Below are 24,730 nucleotides of genomic sequence, written 5' to 3'. Positions count from 1 at the left end.
AAAATGTGACCCTGCGGCTACGATCCGTTACGGGATGCAGCCATATGCCCATGAACGTAGGTCGACGCTATGTGCCGCTCATCCGCCAGTTGCAATAGGGAGAACAGCTGCTCTACGGCGTTTTCGCAGCGACTTAGTCGGGCAGCGAGGTATTGGTCCTCTTCGTAATCGAGCACAAAAAAATCGGCGCTCTTGCCCGGCTCGAAGTTTCCCGCTTCACTCTCAAGCCCGAGTGCCTTTGCCCCGCCCAGGGTCGCGAGATAGAGCAACTGATCGGCATTCAAGCAGAAGTCCTGCAACTGCTGCACTTTATAAGTTTCGGATAGTTCCCGCCACACGGAGAACTGCGTACCGGCACCGATATCCGTGCCTACGGCTACTCGAATGCCGCGCCGTAAATGTCGCCGTAATGGAAACAAGCCGCTCCCGAGATAGGAATTGCTGGTGGGGCAGTGGCACACGGTGCAGTCCGTCTCGGCCATCCGATCCATTTCCGGTTCCGTGGTGTAGATACTGTGCGCCAGCACCGTGCGTTCGGTGATGAGCCCGAAGCTATCGTAAACGTCCAGGTAGTCCCGCCTTTGGGGGAATGCGGTACGCACTGCGGCAATTTCTTCGCGCGTTTCGTTGATGTGGGTCTGGAGGTAGCTTTCCGGGTGGCTTCTCAGCAGCGAACCGCACAGCTCCAGCAACTCGGGTGAGCACGACAGCGCGAACCTGGGCGTAACGGCATAGTGGAGCCGTGGGGCGTGCCGGCACAATCCGATGAGCTTTTCGATCGAATCGACAGACTGTTCCGCCGTTTGCAGCAGCATCGGCGGTGCGTTCCGGTCCATCAAGGTCATGCCGGCAATCAGGCGAATGCCGGATCGTTCGGCCGCCTCGAATAGTGCGAGGTTTGCGTCGTAGAACTGAGAGCCGAACACCATGGCGGTGGTCGTTCCGCAGGTTAACAGGCGCTCGATGAATTGTTCCGCCGCCGCCCTGGCAAAGGATTCGTCGGCAAAGCGAGCCTCGGCCGGATAGACGGTGTTCTCCAGCCAGTCCAGCAAACCGTTTCCGAATCCGGCGGTCGCGTAGAACTGAGGGAAATGCAGATGTGCATCGATCAGGCCGGGGATGAGCCAAGCATCGCCATGGTCGACAAGCTCGCTCTCCGGAAAGGCGTCGAGCACGGCATCGCGTTCTCCGAGCAAGGCAACTCGGCCCGATGGGTCTATCGCCAACGCGCCTCGCTCGATGATTTCCAGAGTGTTTTCTCCGGCAAACGGATCGCCCCTCAAATGGGCGACCGTGCCGGCGTGTATCGTATCGGTCATCGCTGGCGTATCGATTCTTTGCCTCGTGATGTCTATTAGAGACCCAACAGCGCCGGCAATTCGTTGACGGAATCGATGATCTTGTCGGGCCGAATCGATGAGGCGTTCACATAACTTTCCCGATACTTGCCGGTTTTGACCAATATTCCGGTCATCCCGGCTTTTTGGCCACCGCCGATATCGAAATCGATATCGTCGCCTACGATGGCTGTTTCTTCGGCTCTCAGGCCCATATCCTGCAGCGCTATCCGGTAGAAATCCGGAGACGGTTTTCCCATTACCGTGGCTTCGACGCCGCTGCAATACTCGAGCGCCGCGACGAACCCGCCGATATCCATTCTAAGTCCCGTTTCGGTTTGCCAGAATCGATTCTTGTGGACGGCGACGAGCTTGGCACCCTGCATCAGTCGGTTAAATACTCGGTTGAGCAAGTTGTAAGACCAGTTTTCGCCGATATCGCCAAGGACGATATAGTCCGCCTGCTCGATGTCCGCTTCGGCGATATCGGCGAAGTCGCGTTTTACGTCTTCGGCCAGTAACAGAGTGCAAGGCCGGGAGCCACGTTGTTTCAGGTAGCGCAGAACCGCCTGCGGGGCACTCAGAATTTCATTGAATTCGATGTCGAACCCCAGTTTCACCAGTTTGTCGTGCAGCGAAGCCAGCGACCGAGTGCTGGTATTGGTGATGACACGAAGCGGATAACCCGCTGCGCGGATACGTCTTACGGTTTCCGGAGCGCCTTCGATGGTATGTGAGCCAACGTATAGCACGCCGTCGAGATCGAGCAGGATGCCTTTGATGTTGGAGAAAATGGCGGTTGACGAGCTGCGCTGGGAATTCATGGGATATCGGAGGAGTTGTCCACGCTCGCATTTATGGTCCGGTATTGCGCGTCATTCCGCAATTGCAGAACCGGCGATCGAATGCGCTATGACAAGCGAATTCGCGAAACTACGTATCTCCGTTAGGCTGTCAATGTATGACAGCGAAACTCGGCTTGATGATTTCGAAAACCTCGAAGGTCTGGATCCAGGCATCTTGAATGATGTTAGGGACCGTGTCCAAGGACAGTTCGAGCAGTTCCCAGGCGCCCTTGTCGACTCCCGTTTTTTCGGTGCTTAACACATCTTCCAGATTCACGCTGGGTTCGATATGGCTGGCCAGGGCGCTGGCCACGTGGATGAGCGCCGCATTTTTTCGATGATCCGCCGGAGCCTTGTTGGGCTCTAAATAGTGTGCCACGGCCCTTTGCAGGCGTTCGGGAAGTCTCCAGTTTCTCAATAGTTCGGCGCCGAGCTCGGCATGAGTAAAGCCGAAAATTCGCTGTTCCGCCTCGTTGATGGCATCTTCGCCGCGTTCGCTGAGTTCCAGAACGCTCCGGTATTGATCGGGACGGCAGGAGTAGAAGACCAGTCTGCCTACCTTGTGCAGCAGTCCGGCTATGAATAGGGGTTCATTTTCGAAGATCCGGCAGCGGAAGGCCAAGGAGCGCGCAATGACGCCGCAGGCGATGCTATTGAGCCAGAACCGTTCCATGTCCACCCAGTGCGGCGGAATTCCCCTGAACGTACTCGCCACGGACGTCGCCAGCACCAGATCCCGGACGGCATCTCTACCGAGTAATGAAATCGCCTGGGAAACCGTTTCGACCTTGTGCGGCACGCCGGCAAAAGCGCTGTTCGCCAATCTCAACAATCTTGCGGTCAAGGCCGGATCGTTGACGATCACTTCACCGATCGCGCCATTGGTCGAATCGGGAGACTCCATGAGCTGAGTCACTCTCAGAGTCACTTCGGGCAGGGATGCGAGCGTCTTTACTTTTTTGACGAGCGTTTGGGCAGTCATCGGTTTAACCTGATGTTCTTGGCGCTGGTGCGTCACTATTTTTTTACCGGAAATGCGGCGTTCGAGCGGACTCTCCGCTCGAATAGCGCAACCCCTAGGGCTAGAAAGATCTGATTTATCTTGTGGGGCGGCACTGTAGAAGTGTAGTCGTCCTGAGAAAACCGTCTTGCTCGTTGAGATAAGCGGAAGGGAAGGACTTATGGAGGCTGGAATGAACGCTAGCCGTGAAAAATCGACATCAAATCAGTCCCGGACGAATCGACATGTCCGAGGCTCTGGCGTCGGTCGGCAGAGGCGACCCTTAATAATGCCGATAAAGCTTTTTGGTCGAATCGCTTAGCGGTGCAGTCTCGCGCTTCAGATGATAACGGTTTTTGCCGGTCCGTTTGGCGTAATACATGGCCTCGTCGGCGGCTTTGACCAGGCTGTGGTTGTCGGTGCCGTGAATGGGGAAAATCGCGATGCCTATGCTGGAGCAGACGGCGATCTCCGAGCCATTCACCTCGATCGGACGAGCGACCGCGCTCAGAATTTTTTCCGCGACGATGCAGGCTTCCTCGGCTCCGGAAATTCCCGGAAGCAGCACGAGAAATTCATCTCCGCCGATGCGGGCGACCGTGTCGCTCTCACGGAGCGATTGAGATATCCGAAGCGCGGCTTGCTGTAGGACGAGGTCTCCCACATTATGTCCGTGCGTATCGTTGATTTCCTTGAAACAGTCCAAATCGACGAATAGGACGGCAAACTGCTGCCCATATCGGCTGGCGAAGGACAGGGCATGGCTGATTCGGTCGTTGAACAGAATCCGGTTCGGGAGACTGGTAAGCGCGTCATAGTGCGCCAGGTAGTAAATCTGCTCCTCGGCGGTTTTGCGCGAGGTGATGTCGAGGCCTACACCCAGAAGGCAATCGCTCTGTCCCAGTTTGGCTTTTGTGCTGGTGAAGAAAAACGGGATTCGCTGCCGGTCCTTGGTCAGGAAATACGATTCGGCGAGGGACCGTCCCGAGGTGAACATTTCGATGATATTGTCCCCGACAAAAGCGTGTTTGTCGTCTTCGGGAACGAAATCCAGCGGGTGTGCACGTTTCAGTTCGCCCGCCGAATAACCGGACATCTCTTCAAAATTAGCGTTCCAGCGTAGAAATCGCCCATCCTTGTCCGCCAGATAGAAGATGCCGGGCAAACTTCTTATCAGATCGTCGGCGAATCGGACTTCATTCCGGAGTGTCTCCTCGGTGTTTTTCTGTTCCGTGATATCGGCGAAAGACCACACGAACTTTCCGTCGTCGATCGTCCGGACGCTGACATCGACCGTTAAGATGTTTCCGTTTTTGTGCCTCACTTTCAGCGTGCTTCGCGCGATATCGCCGGACGTCAGCGCGTCCAGGCGTAACAGTTGAGCGGAGCAGTCCTCTACAATCACGGCTTCGACATCGATTTCACTGTGCTCTCCGAACCGGTGGCCGAGTAAGTCGCAAGCGGCGCGATTGGCATAGACGCAACGTAGGCTGGTCTTTTCAGTCACGCAGATGGCGGCAGGTGACAATTCCAGAATCGTTTCGAGATCTTCCCGGGAAGGTGGGGGAATTTGTCTTGTTTTTGTGAAGCGTTTGCCAAGAATGGCAAGCAATGCGATGAGCGACAGCGGCCCGACGAAGCCCAAAAGCTGAAAATTTTCGAAAGCGCCTCCGTCAAGACGCAAAAATCCTTCGTTTCCGAGTATTGGAAGCGAAGGAGCAATAAGCACAAAAAGGCCCGCCATCCAAGGAAGCCAGCTTAGTACGGGAAATGATAGTCCTTTCATCCCTACGATCCAGTATCCGTAAAAGATTACGCGGAGCGAACTGCATTCGTCCCAGCGATATTCCGATTTCCGTAGTATGGGATGACGAGTACGAAACACCATAAGTATTTCTACTCATACAGAGGTATGAATCGCGGTCGAGATGGCGGCGGTTTCCGCCGGTTTGAGATGGCTGTGATTACCTACAGGAGTTCGGTATTTCGAGCAGTGTTGGGTTGGCCGGTGTCGATATCTGCGTATTCGCAGAACGATGGATGAGGCTTTGATTCGAAGCTTCGGTTGTTGGGCTGGGGTGGGTGAAAATTCCGTGCGGGGTCCGAGGCAGCGGACAAACCGTGTTGCTTGCGATGCCCGTCTGTTTGGCTGAAAGCACGGGAAATTCTCGTCGGCAGTGGAGTAGCAAAAAAGTAGGGGCTCGGGGCGGGAGCAGGCTCAGCCCGCGATGAACGGACGTGAGCAGACCGTTCCTGAAAAGGCGCAATTCCTTTGGCGCCTCTTTCTTCAGGACAGGGAAACGGTCACTCGGAATCTTCCTTGAACTGTCCCGGCTCCAGATTGTGCCGGCGCAGCAGCGAATAGAATTCGCTGCGGTTGCGCTTCGCGAGCCTCGCGGCATGGGTGATATTGCCGTGGGTCACTCTGAGCAGGCGGATGAGGTAATCCCGCTCGAAGCTCTTCTTGGCGTCATCCAGAGACACCATCTCGCCGGCCTGTCGCTGCAAGGCCCGTTGGACCAGGGAAGCCGGTACGATCTCGACGGTGGCGAGGGCGACGATTTTTTCGATGACGTTCAGGAGTTGCCGGATATTGCCCGGCCAGGGGCAGGTCAGCAGCAGGTCCATGGCCTCCGGGGCGTAGCCGTTGATGGTCTTGCCGTATTTCCGAGCGAGTTGCGCCGTGAAATGCCGGGTGAGCAGCGGAATGTCGTCGACCCGCTCCTGTAGCGAAGGAAGACAGAGATTCACCACGTTCAGTCGGTAGTACAGATCCTCCCGGAACCGCCCTTCGGCGATTTCCCTTTCCAGATTGCGATGGGTTGCGGAAACGATCCGCACGTCCACCGGCACGCTTTGCAAGGCGCCGACCGGCCGTACCGTGCGCTCTTGAAGAACGCGGAGGAGCTTCACTTGCAGCGGCAGCGGCATGTCTCCGATCTCATCCAGGAAGACCGTCCCGCCCTGAGCCGCTAGGAACAGCCCCTTGTGATCGCGGACGGCGCCGGTGAAGGCACCTTTGACGTGACCGAACAGTTCCGATTCCAGGAGATTTTCCGGGATCGCGCCGCAATTGACGGCGATGAACGGTTTCTGCGCTCTGGGACTGGCGCGGTGTATGGCCTCTGCCATCAGTTCCTTGCCGGTGCCGGAGGCCCCGGTGATCAGTACGCTGGCATCCTGAGCGGCGACCATGCGCGCTTCGGTGAGCACGGCTTCCATCCCGGCATTGCGGGTGATGATGGTGTCCGACCAGTCGAATTCGGGGGGCGCCCCGCTCTGCTCCAAGGCTCGCTCCACTTCGGCCAGCAAGGCCTCGGCCTCGAACGGTTTGGACAAATAGCCGAACACGCCCCGCCGTACGGCGTCCACCGCATGGGAAACGGAACCGTGGGCGGTGAGAATGATGACCGGCAGGGCCGGATGGATGTGCTTCAGGGAGTCGAACAGGGTCAGGCCATCCATGCCGCCCATCTGGACATCGGTAATCACCAGCTTCGGCCGATGGGTGGCCGTTTTCGCCAGGGCCTCCTCGCCGCTGCCGGCCTCGATGACGGCAAAGCCTTCGAGGTCAAGGCGCATGGCCAGGAGCTTGAGCAGCGCAGGGTCGTCATCCACGATCAGGATTTCCGGCCTTTGTCTCATGGCTGCGACCCCGCGGGGCCGACCAGGAGACTGCGGATCGTCTGCAGCAGTTCGGCGTGTTGAAATGGCTTGATGATGAAGCCGGAGGCGCCCTCGCTCAAACAGGCTTCCCGTTCGCTGGGCGCGGCGCTGGCCGTTAGGAAAACCAGGGGAATGTTGGCCGTTTCGGGACTCCGCATCAACTGGCGCAGGACCTCCCAACCGTTCAATTCGGGCATCAGAAGATCGCACAGCACCAGGTCCGGCGGTTCGGCCGCGATGGCCTCCAGTGCGAGCCGGCCGTTTTCCGCCTGGATTACCTTATAGCCTTCCAGTTCCAGCAACTGCGACGTCAGCATCCTCAGTGCCGGATCGTTTTCAACCACAAGGATTGTTTTCATCATGCTCCCCCCTTAACGGTATCCGTACCAGAAACCGGGTTCCTTTTCCCAATTCGCTGGTGTAGGTAATGTCGCCGCCGTGCAGCTCTATGCATTTCTTGACGATGGCGAGTCCCAACCCCGTACCCTGGATATTGTTGACATTGCGGGCGCGGTGAAAGGTATTGAAGAGATTCGCCCGGTCTTCCGGCGGGATGCCGACCCCCCGGTCGGCTACTTCGAAAACGAGCCCCGCGGCGTCGCGGGTGCAGACCAGACTGACGGTGGACCCCTTGGGCGAAAATTTGACGCCGTTGCTGATCAGATTCAGGATGATTTGGCGCAAGAGGTGGGTGTCAACCAAGGCCGGCGCGGGATGCCCGGTCGCGGTGAACTCGATGTCGTGTTCCCGGCCGACCCCGGTTCTTACCTCCTTGAGCAATTGCTCGCAGAAGTCGTCCACATCGGTCGGCTGCGGATTGAATTGCAGATGGCCGGTATCGGACTTGCCTATGAACAACACCTCTTCCAGCATTCGGGTCATATTCTTGACGGCCGTTTTGATCATACCGAGCAATTCGGCCTTCTTATCCGAGGCGAGGCGCTCGCCATAGGCTTCCAGCAGTTCGGTGGAGGACAGAATGGCGGTCAGGGGCGTGCGGAATTCGTGGGAGGTCATGGACACGAAGCGGGATTTGAGTTCGTTGAGTTCCTGCTCCCGCGCCAACGCTTTCCGCACTTCGGCCTCGGCCTGGCGAAGGTCCGCTTCCGCCTGGGTCCGGTTTGCGGCTTCGAGGGTGAGCGCCACCAAATTGCCGATGGACAGGGCAAAACCGACTTCCTCGGCGGTCCATGTACGCGCAGTTCCCATGTGCTCGTGGCAAACCACCGCCACGACCCGCCCGTCCAGCCATACCGGGACGTCGAGCATGGAGGTGATCCCCAGGGGTGCGAGGTAATGGTCGCGGAATTCGACGGTTGCCGGATCGGTCCAGGCGTCATTGGCCACCACCGGCCGGTTGGAAATGATGGCGGCATAGTACTGCGGATATCCGCTCATCCCGAAACCGCCGAGTTCCGATTCCGGTACGGTATCGTCGGACTCGGCGCGGTAGATGATTTCCGGCCGCAGAGCCACGTCGTCCTCGCGCTCTTCGAAGCGGCCGAATACCATTCGCCCCAGACCCAAGGTGTAGGCCGCGGTTCTGAGGATGCGCAGGAGCGACCCCTTGTAATCGGTCTTATCCATGCGGGCCAGTTCGAACAGCACCGTGCGGAAGCGGAGCGCCCGCTCCGCCGTTTCCGCAGCGCCCTGCATGGCCCGCTTGCGCTCGGTGATGTCGCGCAGGAAGGCGCTGAAGCGATACCCTTCCGCGCAGCGTACCGGCCACACCGAGAGTTCGATGGGGAATTCCTCGCCGGCGCTATTGAGAGCCGAGAGCTCGATGGTCCGGTTGAGTACGGTGCCTTGTCCCGTGGCGAGGAAGCGCTTCAAACCGGCCTCGTGAGCCTCCCGGTAGCGATGCGGAATAATGAATTCGGACAGTCGGCCGCCGATCATTTGATCGCGTGGCCAACCGAAAATGCGTTCGGCCGCTCCGTTCCATTCCTTGATGATGCCATGCCGGTCAATGGTGACTACCGCTTCCGCGGAGGACTCGATCATCAACCGCATCAGCTCGGTGCGCTCGGCGATGCGCTCTTCCAGCTCCCGATTGAGCCGGTACAGTTCGTCCTGGGCGGCGCGGCTGTCGTAACCGCCGGCTGCCTCGGCCAAGATCCAGTCCACCCGGCCGGTATCGTCCCGCACCGGCCGCAGTGACAGATCGACCTGTAGCCAATGGTTTCCAGCACTGCGTACCGTGGTAATGAGCCGTATGGTTTCACCTGCGGCGGTTCGGGCGATGGCTTCCCGGATTTCCTGCTGTTTGGCGGGATCGTCGTACCACCAGGGGCCCTGCCAGAACGGCTTGCCTACAGCCGCTCCCCGACCGACCGGAACGGATTCGAAGGCTGCGCGGTTCACTTCCGCGACCACGCCGTTTGGCCGCAACACGGCGGTCAGCACGAAACCGGCCTCGAAAAAGCCGCCCGGCGCGGGTTGATTTTCAAGTTCAATACGTTTGTGCAAGTTCGGTATGGATTTGGATCAGGATTTAGTGCGCCGCCGATTTTTATGCCGCCGGCGTCCATTGATAAAGCCAGGTTTCGGTCAGCGCGCCCAGTTCGTCCCGAAGATAGCAACGTAAGTCGACCGGCTCGCTGCCGTCGCTTATCAAGTCGAAATTGCAGCGCCAGGCGTTGGTGCCCCTCAGCGGACGTGCCGCCGGCTCCTTGATTTGTCCACGGGAGGTCGTGATGATCGGCTCGACCTTGGCGGTTTCCGGCAGGTCGCTCAGCCGGCCGCCTTCGAAGTCAATGACGAACTTGCGAGATGGAATGCGGTTCTTTTGTCCGGGAATGCCGCCTGCTCCGATACGGGTGGCAACCACCTTGGCCGCACGGGAACTGACCGGCGGTTCGCCCCAGTGCAATCGATATTTGAATACTCGCTCCTGGCCCGGCTGGAATAGTTCCTCCGGACTCCAAAAAACGACGATGTTGTCGAAGGTCTCGTCAGCCGTCGGGATCTCCACCAACTGCACGGCACCTCGACCCCACCCGTCGAGCGGTTCCACCCAAGCGGAAGGACGTAGATGATAGTTGGCGCCATCGTCCAGATAATGGTCGAAGTTGCGATCCCGCTGCAACAGACCAAATCCTTTTGGGTTGTTGTCCACGAACGAATTGACGCGCACCACAGGGCTGTTGACCAGGGGGCGCCAAATCCATTCGTCGGTGCCGGCCCATAAGGCCAACCCGTCGCTATCGTGGATTTCCGGGCGGAAGTCGTCGGACACCCGGCGGTCGTTCTCGCCGTGCTGATACATGGATGTCAACGGGGCTATGCCGATCCGCTCGATCGATTCGCGCGGAAATAAGTGGGCTTCGATTTCCATGACCGTCGTATCCCCCGGATTGACTTCGAAGGTGTACGCGCCGGTGACGCTGGGGCTGTCGAGCAGCGCGTGGATGGTTACGAACTCGGCCTTGGGCGACGGCCTCTCCAGCCAGAAACGGCGGAATTCGGGAAATTCTTCGGGGCGCGGCAGCCCAGTGTCGACGGCCAATCCGCGCGCCGACAGGCCGTACTGCTTGGTGCCGCCGACGGCGCGGAAATAGCTCGCCCCGAGGAAGGCGAACATATCGCGTTCGAAGTCCGGCTCGGCATTGACGCGGAATCCGGCAAAACCGATGTCGCCGACTTTTCGGGGCCTTTCGAGTTTCGACCCGAACTCGAACAGGTCGGTCGAATACTCTATGGGTTCAGCCACGCCGTGGACGACCTCGTAGATCTCGACGGGGTGTTTGAAGAACAAGCCAAGGTGGAAAAGTCTTGCTTGGAACGGCAGATCTTGCTTGGCCCAGATCGAATGCTTGGTTTTGAAGCGGATCGATTGGTAGTCATCCCAATCCAGATTGGCGATCCAGGCCGGCAATTTTTCTTTGGGCGGATCGAAAGGTTTCCGGGAAAGCCGCTTCGCTTCCTCGATAAGCCATGCCTTGCTGAATGGCTTGCGTCCTGCTTTGCCTTTAGCTTCCGCGAGAGGCGTATAAAGCGCCGCCGGGCTGAGCACCCCCCATGCCGCCAGAGTCAGCAAACGCGCCAATAAGTCTCTTCGAGTCATCATGCTGTTACATCAATGAGAAATGAAGGTACGCAATCTAACGATCTTCCGACCTTACGTCCAGAGCCCAGAAAGCCCGTATGCGCCTGATGAAGAATGCGGTAGCTTCCCTCGGGCTGAGCTAATAGCGCTATCATGGGGAGCACGGCCGCCGCTGACGGCAGCGGTTTGCAGAATCGAGAACGCAGGAGGGCCAGTCAAAGATGGGGGCGTGCCAATGGTGATGCGAGATGATTTGGAAGCATTCTTGAAAGAACTCTTAAAACCGCAGGATTTCGCGGACTACGGCCCCAATGGCCTGCAAATCGAAGGGAGCGAGCGGATCGAGCGTATCGCGTTTGCCGTTTCGGCTACGGCGCACTCGGCATTCGCTGCGGCGGAACGAGGCGCTCAAGCGCTGATCGTGCACCACGGACTCTTCTGGAAGTTCCATGGCCCGAAAACCCTGACCGGCCCTTTCGCCCGGCGCGTTTTCCCGCTGGTGCGCAACCATGTCAGCCTGTTCGCTTATCATCTCCCGCTCGATGCCCATCCGGAAGTGGGCAATGCCGCCAGCCTGGGGCGGGCCATCGGTCTTGGCGAGCAGCAATCTTTCGGTGATTACCAACGTTGCCCGACCGGCATCAAGGGAGTGTTTGCCGAGCCGCTAAGCGCCGCCGCATTGCGGGACAGATTGGGCGCGGTGCTCGACCATCCGGTGCTGTTCGCAACCCCCGATGAAAGAGCGATTGTTCGGTCGTGCGGGATCATTACGGGCGGTGCGAACCGGGATTGGCCCTTGGCCTTGCAAGACGGGCTCGATGCCTACGTCACCGGCGAGATGAGCGAACACGACTGGCACGAGGCGCAAGAGGCCGGAATGCACATGTACGCGGGCGGCCACAACGCTACCGAACGCTTCGGCGTTCAAGCCTTGATGGAAAGGGTGCAGGATACTTTCGATGTCGAGTGTTTCTTCATTCCCAGCGACAATCCGGCATGATCGATCATGGCGTTTTCGACCTACCAGTTACTGATTCACGTCTCCGAAAACCTCCGAATCCGGATAGGGCAACTCGGCACCTTCGATTTTCCCACAGGCCGTTACATTTATACCGGGAGCGCGAAACGTAACTTCGAAGCGAGAATCACGCGGCATTTGGCCAAGAGCAAACGGCTGCGCTGGCATATCGACTATTTATTGGCCGCTTCCGGCGTCGATGTCGTGGACGTGCTAAGGTTTGACGCGTCCGAATGCGAGGTCAATCGTCGCACCGCAGGTCGCGTTATCGTCAACCGCTTCGGAGCCGGCGATTGCCGATCGGGTTGCGGCAGTCACCTCAAGTATCGAGCGGCCGGAGAGACTGTTGGGGAGCCATGCTGAGCATCGTTTCTGCCCAACCCGAAGATGCCGAAGCCATCGCCGAAATGGCTCTGGATATATGGCGACGCCATTATTATCCGGACGTGCTGACCCAGGATGAGATCGAGCATTTTTGGAATCGCATGTATCGGCCTGAAGCGATACGAAGCGAAATGGAGCGCGGAGTCGTTTACGAACGGATCATGCTGGACGGTGAAATGGTCGGTTTTCTCGCTTATCACCACCATCTGGAGCAGATGCGTATGCGGCTCAACAAGCTTTATCTTTTGCCGCAATTTCACGGGCGGGGATACGGCGCGTCCGCGCTGGCGCACGTCAAGGCCGTCGCGGCGCGCTTAGGGGCCCGCGAGATTTATCTTTACGTGTTCAGGAAGAACGATAGGGCAGTCCGTGCCTATCTTCGGGCCGGTTTCGTCATCGTCCGCGCAGAAATAGCCGAAGGCGGCGATGGTTTCTATTACGATGACTACGTGATGTGCTGTACGCTTGATTGAAGCGGGCGGTCCGCGGCTAAGCAACTGGGCATCCAGAGCACCGAGATGTGAGCTGGGCCGACGCCATCCTTGGCTTTTGGATTCCGAATCACAAACGGTTGCTTTAGCTGCAACCCTATTGTCGTCAGCCGCTCGTTATTGCGCGGGAGTTCCGTGCTGCATCTGTTGGCCGCCCTGCATCGGTCCGCCTTGCTGCATTTGACCGCCGCCATGCTGTCTCATCTGCTGCATGTGCTGCTGCATCATTTGCTGATGCTGCGCGTGGTGTTCTCGCATGAGTTTCCGTTGTTCTTCTTTCAGTCGCTCCCGTTCTTTGTCGTCTTTGGCGGCGATGATCTGGTTCATGAGTTCGTGCATTTTCAGCATGTGATCCTGGGCTTGCCGAATGTGCTGTTCTCGTTGTTCCTCGGTCATGTTTCCCATCATGCCGCCCATGCCCCCCATCATTCCACCCATACCCCCCATGCCACCCATTTGGTGCTGACCGGTAGACTGTTGAGACGCGTGTTGTTCGGCGAAGCCGGTTGAACAAATCGGAGAAATCAACAATGCGGCAGCGATGCATTTCAAAGTTGTTTTCATAATGATCTCCTCCTAACGATGAGCTGATTAAACTGTCGACTCTGGTCCGCCGTCTTACGTGACATACGTTCCATCTTTTCAAAGTAGCAGCTAATGGACGGATGCACCATAGGCGGGAGCGGTTCGGAAACCGTCGTCCCCAAATAACATGAGGACATCATCTGAGCCGGCCGAGTTCAAGTCTGGAACCTATTTGGAACCCTAATGCGTTTTATCGGCGTTATTTCGGATACTCATGGTTTGATGCGACCTGAAGCGATAACCGCGCTTGGAGGCTGCGATCTGATTCTTCATGCCGGCGACATCGGTCGTCCCGAAGTGCTCGATACATTGCGATCCATTGCGCCGGTCGTCGCCGTTCGTGGAAACGTCGATAAGGGGGCATGGGCGGAGCCGCTTCCGGAACGGGAAGTTGTTCGTATCGATGGCCGTTGCATCTATCTCATGCACAACCTGAAAGAGTTGAATCTGAACCCGGCGGCAGCCGGATTCGCCGCCGTGGTTTCAGGGCATTCCCATCAGCCGAAGATCCGTAAAGAAGGCGGGGTTTGTTATCTGAACCCCGGGAGTGCGGGACCGCGGCGGTTCAAATTGCCGGTTTCGATCGGGCGTTTGGTGCTCTCGGACGGAGAACTGTGCGGTGAGATCGTTGAACTCGATGTTTATTAATCAGGCCCGTAAATACCAGGAGGGTATTTACGGGCCGCTGCCAAGGCCGGTGTACAGGCCCGGCCTTGGCTCACTCGGCTTGCCGCCGCGCCGGGGTATCCGTGTCCCGGATTAACCCGGCCTATGTGTACGCCCGACATGGGCATGAACTGATGGGGTGAGAGTCCCCTGTAGGAGTACCTGTAATGCCCATTCTTTGGGCCAATGTAACTACTAGCCGACGGCAAGGGCAACTCCGCGAGGAGTGGTCTGAAGGAAGCCCGAGCGCAAAGGTGCGAGCCGACGAACAGAAACCGCATAGAAGGCTCAGTCTCCGGGTGAGTCAGCACATGATGACGAAACCCGCCGGGTACGGGAGATAGGGTAAATGCGGCGGTTGTGCGCTGAAAGCTCATGTTCTTATTCGGGGAGATCTGTCCGGCGAGCGGCTGGGATAGGTTATGGGAGTCGGACTGAGGTCCAGGGCGAAAGCCTTGGAATAGCCACCGGACCCTACGACCTGTCTTTGGCAGCGCGTTCTGCGGCAACGCAGGGTGTGACCGGGCAGAAGTCAGCAGAGGCCATACTAGCCGCATCGGCCTGGAAGACCGGACGGTGAAGGGCCGAACACAAGAAGACAAGGAGGAGCCGTGAGCGACTCGGTATCGACGATGAACCCGACCGGGGGAGCCGATGTCCGGCGTGGCGTCACGCAGCCAGCCTTGCACGACGATCTGATGGAGCGGGTGTTGGACCGTGCGAACCTGCGACGGGCCTGGAAGCGGGTGAAGGCCAATCGGGGTGCGCCCGGCATGGACGGGATGCGCATCGAGGACTTCGCCGAGTTTGCGCGCTCGCATTGGGCCGAGATTCGCCAGCAACTGGCCGATGGCAGTTATCAACCCCAAGCGGTACGACGGGTGTCGATCCCGAAGCCGGGAGGGGGCGAACGACTGCTGGGTATCCCGACCGTCATGGACCGGGTGATCCAGCAGGCCATCGCGCAAGTATTGACGCCGATCTTCGACCCCGGCTTTTCGGAGTCGAGTTTTGGTTTCCGACCGGGACGCTCCGCCCATGGAGCGTTGAGGCAGGCACAAGGTCATCTTCAGGCCGGCTACCGCATCGCCTGTGACCTGGACTTGGCGAAATTTTTCGACAACGTCCGGCACGATGTCTTGATGGCTCGTGTGGCCCGCAAGGTTGGCGACAAGCGGCTGTTGGCGCTGGTTGGCCGGTATTTGCGGGCGGGTGTTCTGGTCGGCGAGTCCATCCAGGTAACGGCGTTGGGGACGCCGCAAGGCGGACCGCTGTCGCCGTTGCTCGCCAACATCCTGTTGGATGACTTGGACAAGGAACTGGAAGGGCGTGGCCACCGGTTCGTCCGCTATGCGGACGACCTGCTGATCTTGGTCAAAAGTCAGCGGGCCGGCGAGCGGGTGAAGGATAGCGTCACGCGCTTCCTGACCGGCACGCTCAAACTGGTGGTCAACGAGCAGAAGAGCCGGGTGGTCAAAACCGACCAGGCCAAGTTTCTCGGATTCAATTTCCGGGGAACCAAGCTGCGTTGGGGCGACCGGGCATTCGAGGACTTCAAACACAACATCCGGACACTGACCGGGCGTAGCTGGGGTGTCTCGATGGCTCACCGGTTTTACAAGCTCGCCCAGTATATCCGCGGTTGGATGGGCTACTTCGGCATTTCGGACTACTACCGCCCGATCCCCGAACTCGACCACTGGCTTCGACGCCGGGTACGCATGTGCTACTGGAAACAGTGGCGCTACGTGCGTACCAAGGTCAAGAACCTGTTGGGTTTGGGGACGAGCAAGCGCCAGGCAATCCTGACGGCGATCAGCAGCAAGAGCTACTGGCATCTGTCGCGGACGCTGGCGACGCAGACCGGGATGACCAACCAATGGCTGAAGACCCAGGGGCTGATCACTATCCGTGATCTTTGGATGAAGGCCCATGGCTACACCTGACATCGTCGTGTGCTCCCTTTTCGTGAACCGCCCGGTGCGGACCCGCATGCCGTGGTGGTGTGGGGACTGGGGGTTAGAAACCCCTGGTTACCCGATTTATAGGCCGGGTTAATAAGACGGTTTTTATCCGTCCATGACAGCTTTTGCTATCTTCTACCTGCCGGAGTAACTATTATGTCGCCGTTGCCCGACAACAACAAGAAACAACCCGATGGCAGAGCTTACTTATATTTCCCCCCTCCGGCTCATAGATCTTTATATTTTCTATGGCTTTTCTTTCCTGACTCTGTCGATTGTCGTCTTTTTGCAGCCCAGAAGCGATCGTGTTCTTCCTTTTGCCTCGGAGTTTTGGCTGTTGGGGATATTCGGTTTTCTCCACGGCATCAAGGAATGGCTGGATGCCTGGATGTTGCTCAATCGAGCGGACGGCGCGGGGCTGCGTTGGTTGAATGCTTCCATATTGGTGTTTTCCTATCTGGCGTTGTTCGAGTTCGGGCGCCGATTGGTGCTGCTCTGCGCGGCTTCCCGGAATGAACGGCAACCGGTTTGGCAACCATGGCTCGGCGCCTGGATTTATCTTCCCTTCTTGACCGGCGTGTTCGCACTGACTTGGATCGCCGATGATGCCATTCGTGGGGTAAGTGCCGGCGGAAGGATTTTTTTCGGTTTCAGCGGCAGTTTGATAAGCGGTGCGTTGTTGGTGGTGAAGCGGGGCCGCGTATGCGGGTGGCCAACCTTTCCCGAGACCAGACCTTATTTCTATGTCGCCGCGGGGGCGCTGTTCGCCTATGGAGTCGTCGCCGGATTGCTGACCGAGGGCGATGCTGCATTTCCCGACTGGATACCTACCGCGAACTCGTTCCTCGCCTCCACGGGCGTTCCCATATATGTCCTCAGAGGGTTTTGCGCGTTCGTGCTGGCTCTGGCTTTGGCAGTCATTACGCGAGCGGCAAACATTGCCGCGCGAAAACACGAGGAGGCAGCGCGCGCCGAGGCGGCGGCGCTCAATATCAGTCTTGCGCGACGGGTGCGGGAAAGTACGGTTTCGCTCGAAGAGGCTAACTGCAAACTTCAGGAGGAAGTCGACGAAAGAAAACTCATCGAGCAGGGACTGCGGGAGCGTGAGGCCGATTTGCGGCGTGCGCAGTCGGTCGCCCACGTCGGCAGTTGGCATTTGGACGTTCGGAATAATGCGCTCCGCTGGTCTGCCGAAACTCACCGAATCTTCGGCGTTCCCGAGGCTGAGCCCCTCGCGCTCGAAAATTTTTTGAGATTGATTCACCCGGAAGACCGTGACTTTGTCGAAAATTCCTGGCAGGCCGCCTTGCGCGGCGAGCCCTATGACATCGAGCATCGAATCGTGGTCTCGGGGCAGGTGAAATGGGTACGGGAAAGGGCCAAACTCGAATTCGATCCCAGCGGCCGCCCGGTTTCCGGTACCGGCATCGTTCAGGACATTACTCAGCGAAAGCAGGCCGAAGAGGAACTGAGGCATGCCAAGGAGCTGATCCAGTTGGTGGTGGATTCGATACCGGCGTATGTATCGTTGGTGGATCGAGAGCACCGCTATGTCTTGGTCAATCGAGGTTATGAAGAGTGGTTTCAAAAATCGCGCGGCGAGATCATCGGCAAGCATATGTCCGACCTCATGGAACCGGACATTTATGAACAGGCGAAGCCCCATGCCGATAAGGCTTTATCCGGCGAGGTCGCGCGCTTCGAATTGCCGGCCAGGAATCAAAAAGGCGTGCAGCGCTGGCTGGATATTCAGTATCTGCCACGAATCGGTGGGAACGGTTTGGTATCGGGATTCTTTGCGCTTTGCTTCGACGTTACACACCGCAAGCATACGGAGCAGCGGTTAAGACGGGTACTGGAGCGATTGCGGCTTTCCGAGAATCGGCAGCGCGAGCTGGCGAGACTCGCGCAGCAAGAGCATGGGCGGATGGGTGCGTTGTTGTCGGCCATGAGCATCGGCATTTTGTTCGAAGATCGAGGGGGGCTGATCGAGTATGTCAATCCGGCTTTCCACCGCATGTGGGCGATAGACGAAGATTTTCAACTGGTGGGGCGCACTACCCGTGATGTCCTGGAGCATTCGACACACCGGTTCGCCCGGCCGGATCACGCGTCCAAATACGTGTTGCATGTGCTCGACACTCACGAAATCAGCGAGCGATTCGAGCTCGATCTATACGACGGCAGGGTTCTGACGCAAATATCCTATCCGGTGACCGATGACGACGGGCGGACCATCGGGCGCTTGTGGATTTATGAGGACATCACCTACGAACGTCAAACTGCCCAGCAACTCCTTTATCTGGCCGAGCGCGATCCCTTGACCGGCCTGTTCAATCGTCACCGCTTCCAAGATCAGCTGGAACGCCTGATCGCCACTTCGGTGCGTACCGGCAGCCGATTTTGCCTGATCTATTTCGACCTGGACGAATTCAAGTACATCAACGACACCTTCGGCCACAAAGCCGGCGACACGGTGCTCGTGCGCATCGCCGGTGAAATATCGACTTTGGTGCGCCATGAGGAAACCTTCGCCCGGCTTGGCGGCGACGAGTTCGCCATTTTGAGCACGATAACCCCGAGCAGCGACCTCGAGGCTCTCCCTGGGCGTATCGCAAACGCGATTTCGGCGATCCCGTTCCGGTTCCGCGGCACCAATATGCGCGTTACCGGGAGCGTGGGCGTGGCGGTCTTTCCCGACCACGGGGAAAACGCGGAGGATTTGGTGGCGCATGCCGACGCCGCGATGTATCAGGCTAAAGGGCAGGGCAAGAACACTTGGGCGATTTACGACCCGACACGCGACAGCTCGGAAGCCATGATGCAGCGCCTGTCGTGGAACAGGCGCATCGCGGAGGCGCTTCAGAAAGATTTATTCGAACTTCATTTCCAGGGGGTTTACTCCGTCGACAGCGGCGCATTGAGTCATTTGGAGGTTTTGGTGCGCATGCGAAATCCTGTCGATCCCGCATGTCTCATCATGCCGGGGCAATTCATTTCCATCGCCGAGAAGAGCGGCCAAATCACCGAGATCGACCGCTGGGTGTTACGGCACGGAATCGAACTGTTGGCGCGGAATCCGTCGATTCCGCCGCTCGCCATCAATATTTCCGGCCGTACATTCGACGACCCGTCCCTGCCGCATTTCATTCGCAGTCAATTGAAGCAGAACGGCGTCGATCCTGCACGGCTCATCATCGAGCTGACGGAAACGGCGGCGGTTTCGGATATTCAGGATGCGCAACGGTTCATCGAGGCCATCCAACAGGCTGGTTGCCTGGTTTGTTTGGACGATTTCGGGAGCGGATTTTCGACTTTCGGCTATCTCAAATACTTGGGTGTCGAAGTGCTCAAAATCGACGGGTTGTTTATCCGGGACCTGCCGAACAATCGCGATAATCAAGTTTTTGTCAAAGCGATGGTCGACGTGGCGCGCGGACTGCAAAAAATCACTGTCGCCGAATATGTCGAGGACGCCGCGACGCTGGAGATGATCCGTGGTCTCGGCGTCACCCTGGCTCAAGGATACTATCTCGACCGGCCAGTAGCCGACCATCCGGCCTTACTGGAGAAATGAGGCTTTAAACTACGTAATCGATTTGCTGAACCGTGCCGGCGCTTGCCGGGTTATCCGGCTTGCCTCGGGCGGCGTGTAACCGATTTCCGTCGATAGTTTCCTCGTTCCCTCGAGCTTCCTGTACAACTCTTCCGGAGACCGGATTACCACATCGTGACCGGTAACGGCCTTTACCATGCGGCGGACGATATCGGCGATCAGGCGGTCTTTGGGACTGAGTCGGATATCAACGGGCCGATCGGCTTTTTCGGTGTCTCGGACCGACGCGGCGTCGGATGTGAGCGATACCCGATCCATTTTGGTTAGCGGTTCGGTGGATCGACGGGACTCGCCTGTCCGCTTTCCAGTCCGAAGATCGAGCGACTCACGGCGGGCTAATACCTGTGAGGACTCGCGGTAGGCATTCATGCCGGCGGAAAATGACGCTATTCGCATGCTAAACGCTCCTCTTGCGGGAAAGAACCGTCGGCATTGCTCGGATGGCCGGGCGGGAATTCCACGGCTATAAGAGTTGTATCGGCTCGGCATGCAAAAACTGGAGCCCTCGGGTGTTTCTCTAGGGAAACGGGCGCAGGTAATCGGCTGTCGTGTCGTTTGGGAGGATAAGAACAGGTTCAGGCGTCACGCATATCGAACCGCAGGCTCGGCAAAGAACGTTTTCAGGACGGCCGCCAAGTATGGTTGATCGAGAACGCCCGCGCTTTCCCGAATGCTGTGCATCGCCCATAAGGGGCAACCCACGTCGACTGTAGGGATGCCCAGCCGAGCGGCGGTCATCGGGCCTATCGTGGAGCCACACGCGAGATCGGTCCGGTGGGAATATTTCTGGTAGGGTACATCCGCCTGCCGGCACAGCTCGATGAACTTTGCTTCCGTCATGCTGTCGGTAGCGTAACGCTGGTTCGCGTTGACCTTGATCGCGGGTCCCAGGTTGACCGCGATGCGGTGCAGCGGCTCGTAAGCGTTGGGGAAATTGGGATGATAGGCGTGAGCCGCGTCGGCGCTGATCATAAAACTGCGGGACAGGGCTTGCTTGTAGCCGGATACGTCCGCATCGGCGGCGTAGGCGATGCGTTCCAGAACATCCGAAATGAAGCTTCCCATCGCACCCCTGTTGCTTTCGCTGCCGATTTCCTCATGGTCGAAAAAAGCGCCTACGCAGGTGCTTTCCGATGCTTCGGTTTCCAAAAGCGCTACCAAGCCGGCATAGCAAGAGCTGAGATTATCGAGTTGGCTGTCGGCGACGAACTCGAGCTGAGGTCCCCAGAAAGAGCCTTTTTGGGTATCGTAGACGTTCAAGTCCCAACTGAGAATGTCGCTGGGCTTACACTCAGCCTTATCCGCCACAAGATTGAGAAATTTATGCTCCGGCGTTTCGGCGTCGCAAAGGCCGCTGAACAACAACGGCAACTCGTTTTGTTTATTGAGCTTCAATCCGTCTTCGTTCACGGAGCGGTTCATGTGAATGGCCAGATTGGCCAACCGCACCAAAGGCTGTTCGAAATGAATCAGCCGGCTCTGCAGCATCGAGTCGCTTCTGACGCAGATTCGTCCAGCGAGGCTCAGGTCCCGGTCGCTGAAGGTGGCTAGGATTGGCCCGCCGTACACTTCGACGGCGAGACGCATCATGGTTTCCGTCTGGTGCGGGGCCTTGGGTTTAAGGCGCAAACCGGGCGAGTCCGTATGAGCGCCGACAATGCGAAAGCCGCTTTCGATCATGGGCCTGGAGCCGACAATAAAAGCAATCAGCGAAGACCCGCCGCGGATGACGTAGTGTCGCCCTTCCGGACGCAAACTCCAGGTTTGACTTTCCTCCAGGCGTGTGAAGCCCTTCTCGCGCAAGCGTTTTTCCATCGTGGCAACGGCATGCCACGGGCTGGGACTGGCATCGATGAAGTCGAGCAGCCCTTGAGCGTGTCTAGCAATTTCGGGAGGAATCATGCTGAAGAATCTCAATAAAACGTTTGACGAGACTTGGTTCTGAATCGATACTATGTGGTGGGTGTCCGTTACAGACGGGGCCCTAACGGAGGAGTGACGATGCTAACAAAGATTCTAAAAAGCGTGATTTTCTTGCTTGTCGTGCAAGCGTTTACGGCAGTCGCCTACGCGAAGCAGGAAGACACCAGCTTTCAACAACTAAAAGACAAATACTATCAAGATCACCCCGGAAAGGGAAAATTCGGGGACCTTTGGGAGCCGATTCCCATCCAGAAATATTGGAATCCGAAGGACTTTTATAAGCCGCCTACAACCGTGACCGGCGAAGTTACACGCGAGCAATGCGTTGTCTGCCATCAGTCCGTAACGCCCGGTGCGTTCCATGCCTGGCAAAATAGCAGCCATGCGAACTTGGACAAGATTCGCAACATGCCCAATGCTCAGGACCCGCGCTTCTATAAGAAAGCGAAGCTAGCCGAAGTCGAGCAGCAACTGGTCAAGCAAGGGCTGCTCAAAGACGGCGAACAGCTCAAAGATGTTGGCTGTATCGACTGTCACGGCAGTGTCGGCGCCAGCTCCATTCAGCACGACAAAGATTTGGTGATGCCGGATCGGGCCAAGTGCGGAACCTGCCACACGACCGAATTTGCCGAGGCCGAGTCCGAAAAGGATCAGGAGTGGCCGCAAGGCCAGTGGCCTAAAGGCCATCCGTCCCACGCGATGGACTGGAAGGCTAACGTGGAGACCGCGATTTGGGCGGGAATGGCGGAGCGCGAAATCGCCCAAGGCTGCGATATGTGCCATTACCAGCAGAACAAATGCGACGGCTGCCACACGCGGCATACGTTTTCTGCGGCCGAGGCGCGCCAGCCGGAAGCCTGTTCGACCTGCCACAACGGCGTGGACCACAACGAATGGGAAAATTATCTGCTCTCAAAGCACGGCACGGTTTATCTGACCCAGGGCAAGCAGAAATGGAATTTCGAGGTTCCGTTGAAAGACGCCATCACCAAGGGCGGTTATACGGCGCCGACTTGCCAGACTTGTCACTTCGAGTTCGAGGGTGAATATTCGCACAACCTGGTACGCAAAGTGCGTTGGGCATTCAACCCGACCCCGGCGATCGCGGATAATCTGAATCACCCCTGGTTCGAGCAGCGGAAGGATGCTTGGCAGCAAACCTGTGCGAACTGCCATTCGCCAAGCTTTGCCGAGAGTTATCTCACCGCGGCGGACAAGGGCACGATCGCTGGCCTGAAAGTCGAGCAGGAGGCCAAGAAAGTCGTCGAAGCTTTGCATAAAGACGGTCTGTTGCCCGGACAAAAGACCAATCGGCCGGAGCCGCCGAAACCGGAGAAGGATGCTGCCGGCGGGTTCTTCCAGCTGTTCTGGGCCAAGGGAAACAACCCGTCTCACGTGGAGCGCGTATACGCCGACATGTGGGAGCACGACGTGATCAAGCTCTACAAAGGGCTGTTCCACGCCAATCCGGGCGGTTTCACCTACACCGAAGGCTGGTCGGAACTGATGCGTGATTACGCCATCATCATGGATGAGAACACCAAGCTTCGGGAAGCAGCCGGGAAAACCGCGCAAAACGGCGAGTCGTCGACCCGGGTGGCATTGCGGGAGTTCAAGGATGCCGCCACCAGCCGATACGTGCTAGGTTCACTCCTAGTCGCCGCCGGCATCGTGGTGATCCGTTCCCGCAAACGCTAGGAGCGGCATGACGCAGCTTAACGAAGACACCCGGCGGAGCAGCAAACCGAGACTGTTTCTAGGCCTTGGATTGCTGCTTGCCGGGATAGCCATCTTCTTTTTGGGATTGCCGCACTTCTTTTCCGAGGAATTGCGGTTCGAAAAGATCAAGGAGATGAAGCCCGGCGATCCGGGTTTCCCCACGCTGGACGGGCAGTTTCAGCCCGAGAGCCTGGGGGAATACGAGATCGGCCGGGCGGATCAGGTGATGGTCTCTTTGCACGCCGTAAGCTACAGCGACAAAAGCGGCGCATTGCGGCGTGCCATTGTTTTTCCGCCTTCCGATCAAGGTTCATCGGCACCGCAGGGTATCAGGGACGGAAATCAGGTACGGCATGATCTCTGGGCGAACGCCGCGAAAGCGATTCGCCAACACACGGATGAGAATGCCTTGTTCGTGTCGTGGTGGGATAACGCTCAACGGATCCACTTCTTGTCCGGGCGCGACGCCTGGGCGGCGCAGCCGGTGGGCGATGCATTTCCTGAGCCGCGATCAAGAGGCTTTTGGGGTGAAATTGCCGGTGGTTTTGCCGAAGACGAGCAGCCTCTACGCCAATTGGCACGCTGGCTGACCATGGACGCCGACCAAGCACTTGCCGAGCTTTCAGAGCGTCTACCGAAAGACAGGCCGGTTTTCTGGGCCGTTTGTTTGGACGATCTGGCAAGGCTTTCGGAGATCGAAGCCTTGAGCGGCGTTAGCCTTCCCTTAGAGGCAAGGTTCTTTCCGGCCGAAGCGAATATCCACGCCCAGATTTCAGCGGTAAAACGCTGGGCTGAAGAAAAAGGCCGCGCCAGTTATCTGGTTCATCCGCTTCCTGGCGGCGGCATTCGTGCCTGGCGCATTACTTCGGAAGAGGGTGAAAAAACTCTTTTAGCCCGACTATTGCCTTTCGTCGGCTCCGTGGGGCGTACTCCCGAGCAACTGCAGCTGGTCTATCAATCCGGGCAAGGCGCTTACCTAAGTATTTTTAAGTGGATTGCGCCATAACCGAGCAAACATCGCAACGCGGAAAGCGGACGTTTTTTGAGCGTTGGGATTGACTGTCATTCGTTGAAATTATCGCTTCGATGTCGCATGCCTCTATTATTCTGCAATAATTTGACCTCGACTTTGTGGCAGAATGGGGGAGGGATGAACGATCAACGAAAATACTTGCGGACGCCACTCAACGCTAAAATATCGATCATGCATGAGTCGCTCGGTACAATCGAACTGACCACAGCCGATATCTCGGACGGTGGGTTATTTGTCCAAACGGCGGGTTGTCCGCGATTTGTTGCCGGAGACGAGGTAACAGTTCAGGTTTGCGGGATGGAGGACGCACCCATTATTCGAGCGGTTGTAGTAAGACTGACGACTAACGGAGCGGGGCTCCGGTTTCTCGACGATCCCGAAGCTTTCTAGTGCTTTCAACTTAATGTCCCGCTGGTCAGCGAGATCATCATACGG

Annotated in this window: 20 protein-coding genes; 10 read left to right on the top strand and 10 right to left on the bottom strand. The window is 57.7% G+C overall.

Annotated features, from left to right (window positions below; genetic code table 11):
• Positions 1–17: 17 nt before the first annotated feature.
• The 8 genes from guaD to ACR2R1_RS13660 all read right to left on the bottom strand — a co-directional run bounded on the left by guaD (position 18) and on the right by ACR2R1_RS13660 (position 10,917).
• Positions 18–1,319: a guanine deaminase gene (gene guaD / locus ACR2R1_RS13695; protein ID WP_434110511.1), complete on the bottom strand. Its 1,302-nt coding sequence runs from the start codon at positions 1,317–1,319 to the stop codon at positions 18–20.
• A gap of 35 nt (positions 1,320–1,354) precedes the next feature.
• Entirely contained in the window at positions 1,355–2,161 is an 807-nt protein-coding gene (locus ACR2R1_RS13690; protein ID WP_086134664.1) for a TIGR01458 family HAD-type hydrolase, read from the bottom strand.
• Positions 2,162–2,291: 130 nt separating this feature from the next.
• Positions 2,292–3,164, bottom strand: a complete 873-nt coding sequence (locus tag ACR2R1_RS13685; protein ID WP_434110509.1) for an HDOD domain-containing protein — start codon at positions 3,162–3,164, stop codon at positions 2,292–2,294.
• 301 nt (positions 3,165–3,465) lie between these two features.
• Positions 3,466–4,866, bottom strand: a complete 1,401-nt coding sequence (locus ACR2R1_RS13680) for a diguanylate cyclase domain-containing protein (protein WP_168175436.1) — start codon at positions 4,864–4,866, stop codon at positions 3,466–3,468.
• Positions 4,867–5,486: 620 nt separating this feature from the next.
• A complete protein-coding gene (locus ACR2R1_RS13675) occupies positions 5,487–6,827 on the bottom strand; it encodes a sigma 54-interacting transcriptional regulator (protein WP_086134667.1) in 1,341 nt (446 codons plus the stop codon).
• A complete protein-coding gene (locus tag ACR2R1_RS13670; RefSeq protein ID WP_086134668.1) occupies positions 6,824–7,210 on the bottom strand; it encodes a response regulator in 387 nt (128 codons plus the stop codon). Before ACR2R1_RS13670 ends, ACR2R1_RS13675 begins: the two co-directional genes overlap by 4 nt.
• Complete coding sequence (locus tag ACR2R1_RS13665) at positions 7,185–9,317, bottom strand: PAS domain-containing sensor histidine kinase (protein ID WP_347258636.1); 2,133 nt, start codon at positions 9,315–9,317, stop codon at positions 7,185–7,187. The genes ACR2R1_RS13670 and ACR2R1_RS13665 overlap by 26 nt, the downstream gene beginning before the upstream one ends.
• A gap of 43 nt (positions 9,318–9,360) precedes the next feature.
• Positions 9,361–10,917: a glucan biosynthesis protein gene (locus ACR2R1_RS13660; protein WP_434110505.1), complete on the bottom strand. Its 1,557-nt coding sequence runs from the start codon at positions 10,915–10,917 to the stop codon at positions 9,361–9,363.
• Positions 10,918–11,131: 214 nt separating this feature from the next.
• On the opposite strand from ACR2R1_RS13660, the gene ACR2R1_RS13655 reads away from it, so the two are divergent.
• The 7 genes from ACR2R1_RS13655 (at position 11,132) to ACR2R1_RS13625 (ending at position 19,581) form a co-directional block, all read left to right on the top strand.
• Positions 11,132–11,896 carry a Nif3-like dinuclear metal center hexameric protein gene (locus ACR2R1_RS13655; RefSeq protein ID WP_086134671.1) on the top strand — a complete coding sequence of 255 codons (765 nt, stop codon included), beginning with the start codon at positions 11,132–11,134 and terminating at the stop codon, positions 11,894–11,896.
• A 6-nt stretch (positions 11,897–11,902) separates the two neighbouring features.
• Positions 11,903–12,277 carry a GIY-YIG nuclease family protein gene (locus ACR2R1_RS13650; protein WP_077730733.1) on the top strand — a complete coding sequence of 125 codons (375 nt, stop codon included), beginning with the start codon at positions 11,903–11,905 and terminating at the stop codon, positions 12,275–12,277.
• Positions 12,271–12,771 (top strand): GNAT family N-acetyltransferase, encoded by a 501-nt coding sequence (locus ACR2R1_RS13645; RefSeq protein ID WP_168183851.1) that lies wholly within the window; start codon positions 12,271–12,273, stop codon positions 12,769–12,771. Before ACR2R1_RS13650 ends, ACR2R1_RS13645 begins: the two co-directional genes overlap by 7 nt.
• Before the next feature lie 153 nt (positions 12,772–12,924).
• Entirely contained in the window at positions 12,925–13,299 is a 375-nt protein-coding gene (locus tag ACR2R1_RS13640; RefSeq protein ID WP_434110502.1) for a hypothetical protein, read from the top strand.
• Between the two features lie 258 nt (positions 13,300–13,557).
• Entirely contained in the window at positions 13,558–14,022 is a 465-nt protein-coding gene (locus ACR2R1_RS13635; protein ID WP_434110500.1) for a metallophosphoesterase family protein, read from the top strand.
• Between the two features lie 629 nt (positions 14,023–14,651).
• The gene (gene ltrA, locus ACR2R1_RS13630) at positions 14,652–15,986 is read left to right on the top strand and encodes a group II intron reverse transcriptase/maturase (protein ID WP_205780748.1); all 1,335 of its coding nucleotides are present in this window, start codon (positions 14,652–14,654) and stop codon (positions 15,984–15,986) included.
• A 211-nt stretch (positions 15,987–16,197) separates the two neighbouring features.
• The gene (locus tag ACR2R1_RS13625; protein ID WP_156880148.1) at positions 16,198–19,581 is read left to right on the top strand and encodes an EAL domain-containing protein; all 3,384 of its coding nucleotides are present in this window, start codon (positions 16,198–16,200) and stop codon (positions 19,579–19,581) included.
• Positions 19,582–19,590: 9 nt separating this feature from the next.
• On the opposite strand, the gene ACR2R1_RS13620 is transcribed toward ACR2R1_RS13625, so the two are convergent.
• Positions 19,591–20,016, bottom strand: a complete 426-nt coding sequence (locus ACR2R1_RS13620) for a hypothetical protein (protein ID WP_156880147.1) — start codon at positions 20,014–20,016, stop codon at positions 19,591–19,593.
• 186 nt (positions 20,017–20,202) lie between these two features.
• The gene (locus ACR2R1_RS13615; RefSeq protein ID WP_086134675.1) at positions 20,203–21,522 is read right to left on the bottom strand and encodes a M18 family aminopeptidase; all 1,320 of its coding nucleotides are present in this window, start codon (positions 21,520–21,522) and stop codon (positions 20,203–20,205) included.
• A 99-nt stretch (positions 21,523–21,621) separates the two neighbouring features.
• Here ACR2R1_RS13615 and ACR2R1_RS13610 point away from each other — a divergent pair, with 99 nt between their 5' ends.
• From ACR2R1_RS13610 to ACR2R1_RS13600, 3 genes are all read left to right on the top strand, one after another.
• Entirely contained in the window at positions 21,622–23,241 is a 1,620-nt protein-coding gene (locus ACR2R1_RS13610) for a multiheme c-type cytochrome (protein ID WP_086134676.1), read from the top strand.
• Positions 23,242–23,248: 7 nt separating this feature from the next.
• Positions 23,249–24,268 carry a hydroxylamine oxidation protein HaoB gene (gene haoB / locus ACR2R1_RS13605; RefSeq protein ID WP_156880146.1) on the top strand — a complete coding sequence of 340 codons (1,020 nt, stop codon included), beginning with the start codon at positions 23,249–23,251 and terminating at the stop codon, positions 24,266–24,268.
• 87 nt (positions 24,269–24,355) lie between these two features.
• Complete coding sequence (locus ACR2R1_RS13600; protein ID WP_434110496.1) at positions 24,356–24,685, top strand: PilZ domain-containing protein; 330 nt, start codon at positions 24,356–24,358, stop codon at positions 24,683–24,685.
• Positions 24,686–24,730 lie beyond the last annotated feature (45 nt).

This window comes from Methylocaldum sp. GT1TLB (assembly GCF_051027445.1).
Classification (GTDB): Bacteria; Pseudomonadota; Gammaproteobacteria; order Methylococcales; family Methylococcaceae; genus Methylocaldum.
Note: the sequence above shows the minus strand (reverse complement) of the source record. Positions and strands in the feature narration are given on the sequence as shown.

Bases quoted from the DNA above. Each gene is read 5' to 3' on its own strand.
- guaD (WP_434110511.1), bottom strand. From the start codon at position 1,319: ATGACCGATACGATACACGCCGGCACGGTCGCCCATTTGAGGGGCGAT.
- ACR2R1_RS13690 (WP_086134664.1), bottom strand. From the start codon at position 2,161: ATGAATTCCCAGCGCAGCTCGTCAACCGCCATTTTCTCCAACATCAAA.
- ACR2R1_RS13685 (WP_434110509.1), bottom strand. From the start codon at position 3,164: ATGACTGCCCAAACGCTCGTCAAAAAAGTAAAGACGCTCGCATCCCTG.
- ACR2R1_RS13675 (WP_086134667.1), bottom strand. From the start codon at position 6,827: ATGAGACAAAGGCCGGAAATCCTGATCGTGGATGACGACCCTGCGCTG.
- ACR2R1_RS13670 (WP_086134668.1), bottom strand. From the start codon at position 7,210: ATGATGAAAACAATCCTTGTGGTTGAAAACGATCCGGCACTGAGGATG.
- ACR2R1_RS13660 (WP_434110505.1), bottom strand. From the start codon at position 10,917: ATGATGACTCGAAGAGACTTATTGGCGCGTTTGCTGACTCTGGCGGCA.
- ACR2R1_RS13655 (WP_086134671.1), top strand. From the start codon at position 11,132: ATGGTGATGCGAGATGATTTGGAAGCATTCTTGAAAGAACTCTTAAAA.
- ACR2R1_RS13650 (WP_077730733.1), top strand. From the start codon at position 11,903: ATGGCGTTTTCGACCTACCAGTTACTGATTCACGTCTCCGAAAACCTC.
- ACR2R1_RS13645 (WP_168183851.1), top strand. From the start codon at position 12,271: ATGCTGAGCATCGTTTCTGCCCAACCCGAAGATGCCGAAGCCATCGCC.
- ACR2R1_RS13635 (WP_434110500.1), top strand. From the start codon at position 13,558: ATGCGTTTTATCGGCGTTATTTCGGATACTCATGGTTTGATGCGACCT.
- ACR2R1_RS13625 (WP_156880148.1), top strand. From the start codon at position 16,198: ATGGCAGAGCTTACTTATATTTCCCCCCTCCGGCTCATAGATCTTTAT.
- ACR2R1_RS13620 (WP_156880147.1), bottom strand. From the start codon at position 20,016: ATGCGAATAGCGTCATTTTCCGCCGGCATGAATGCCTACCGCGAGTCC.
- ACR2R1_RS13615 (WP_086134675.1), bottom strand. From the start codon at position 21,522: ATGATTCCTCCCGAAATTGCTAGACACGCTCAAGGGCTGCTCGACTTC.
- ACR2R1_RS13610 (WP_086134676.1), top strand. From the start codon at position 21,622: ATGCTAACAAAGATTCTAAAAAGCGTGATTTTCTTGCTTGTCGTGCAA.
- haoB (WP_156880146.1), top strand. From the start codon at position 23,249: ATGACGCAGCTTAACGAAGACACCCGGCGGAGCAGCAAACCGAGACTG.
- ACR2R1_RS13600 (WP_434110496.1), top strand. From the start codon at position 24,356: ATGCCTCTATTATTCTGCAATAATTTGACCTCGACTTTGTGGCAGAAT.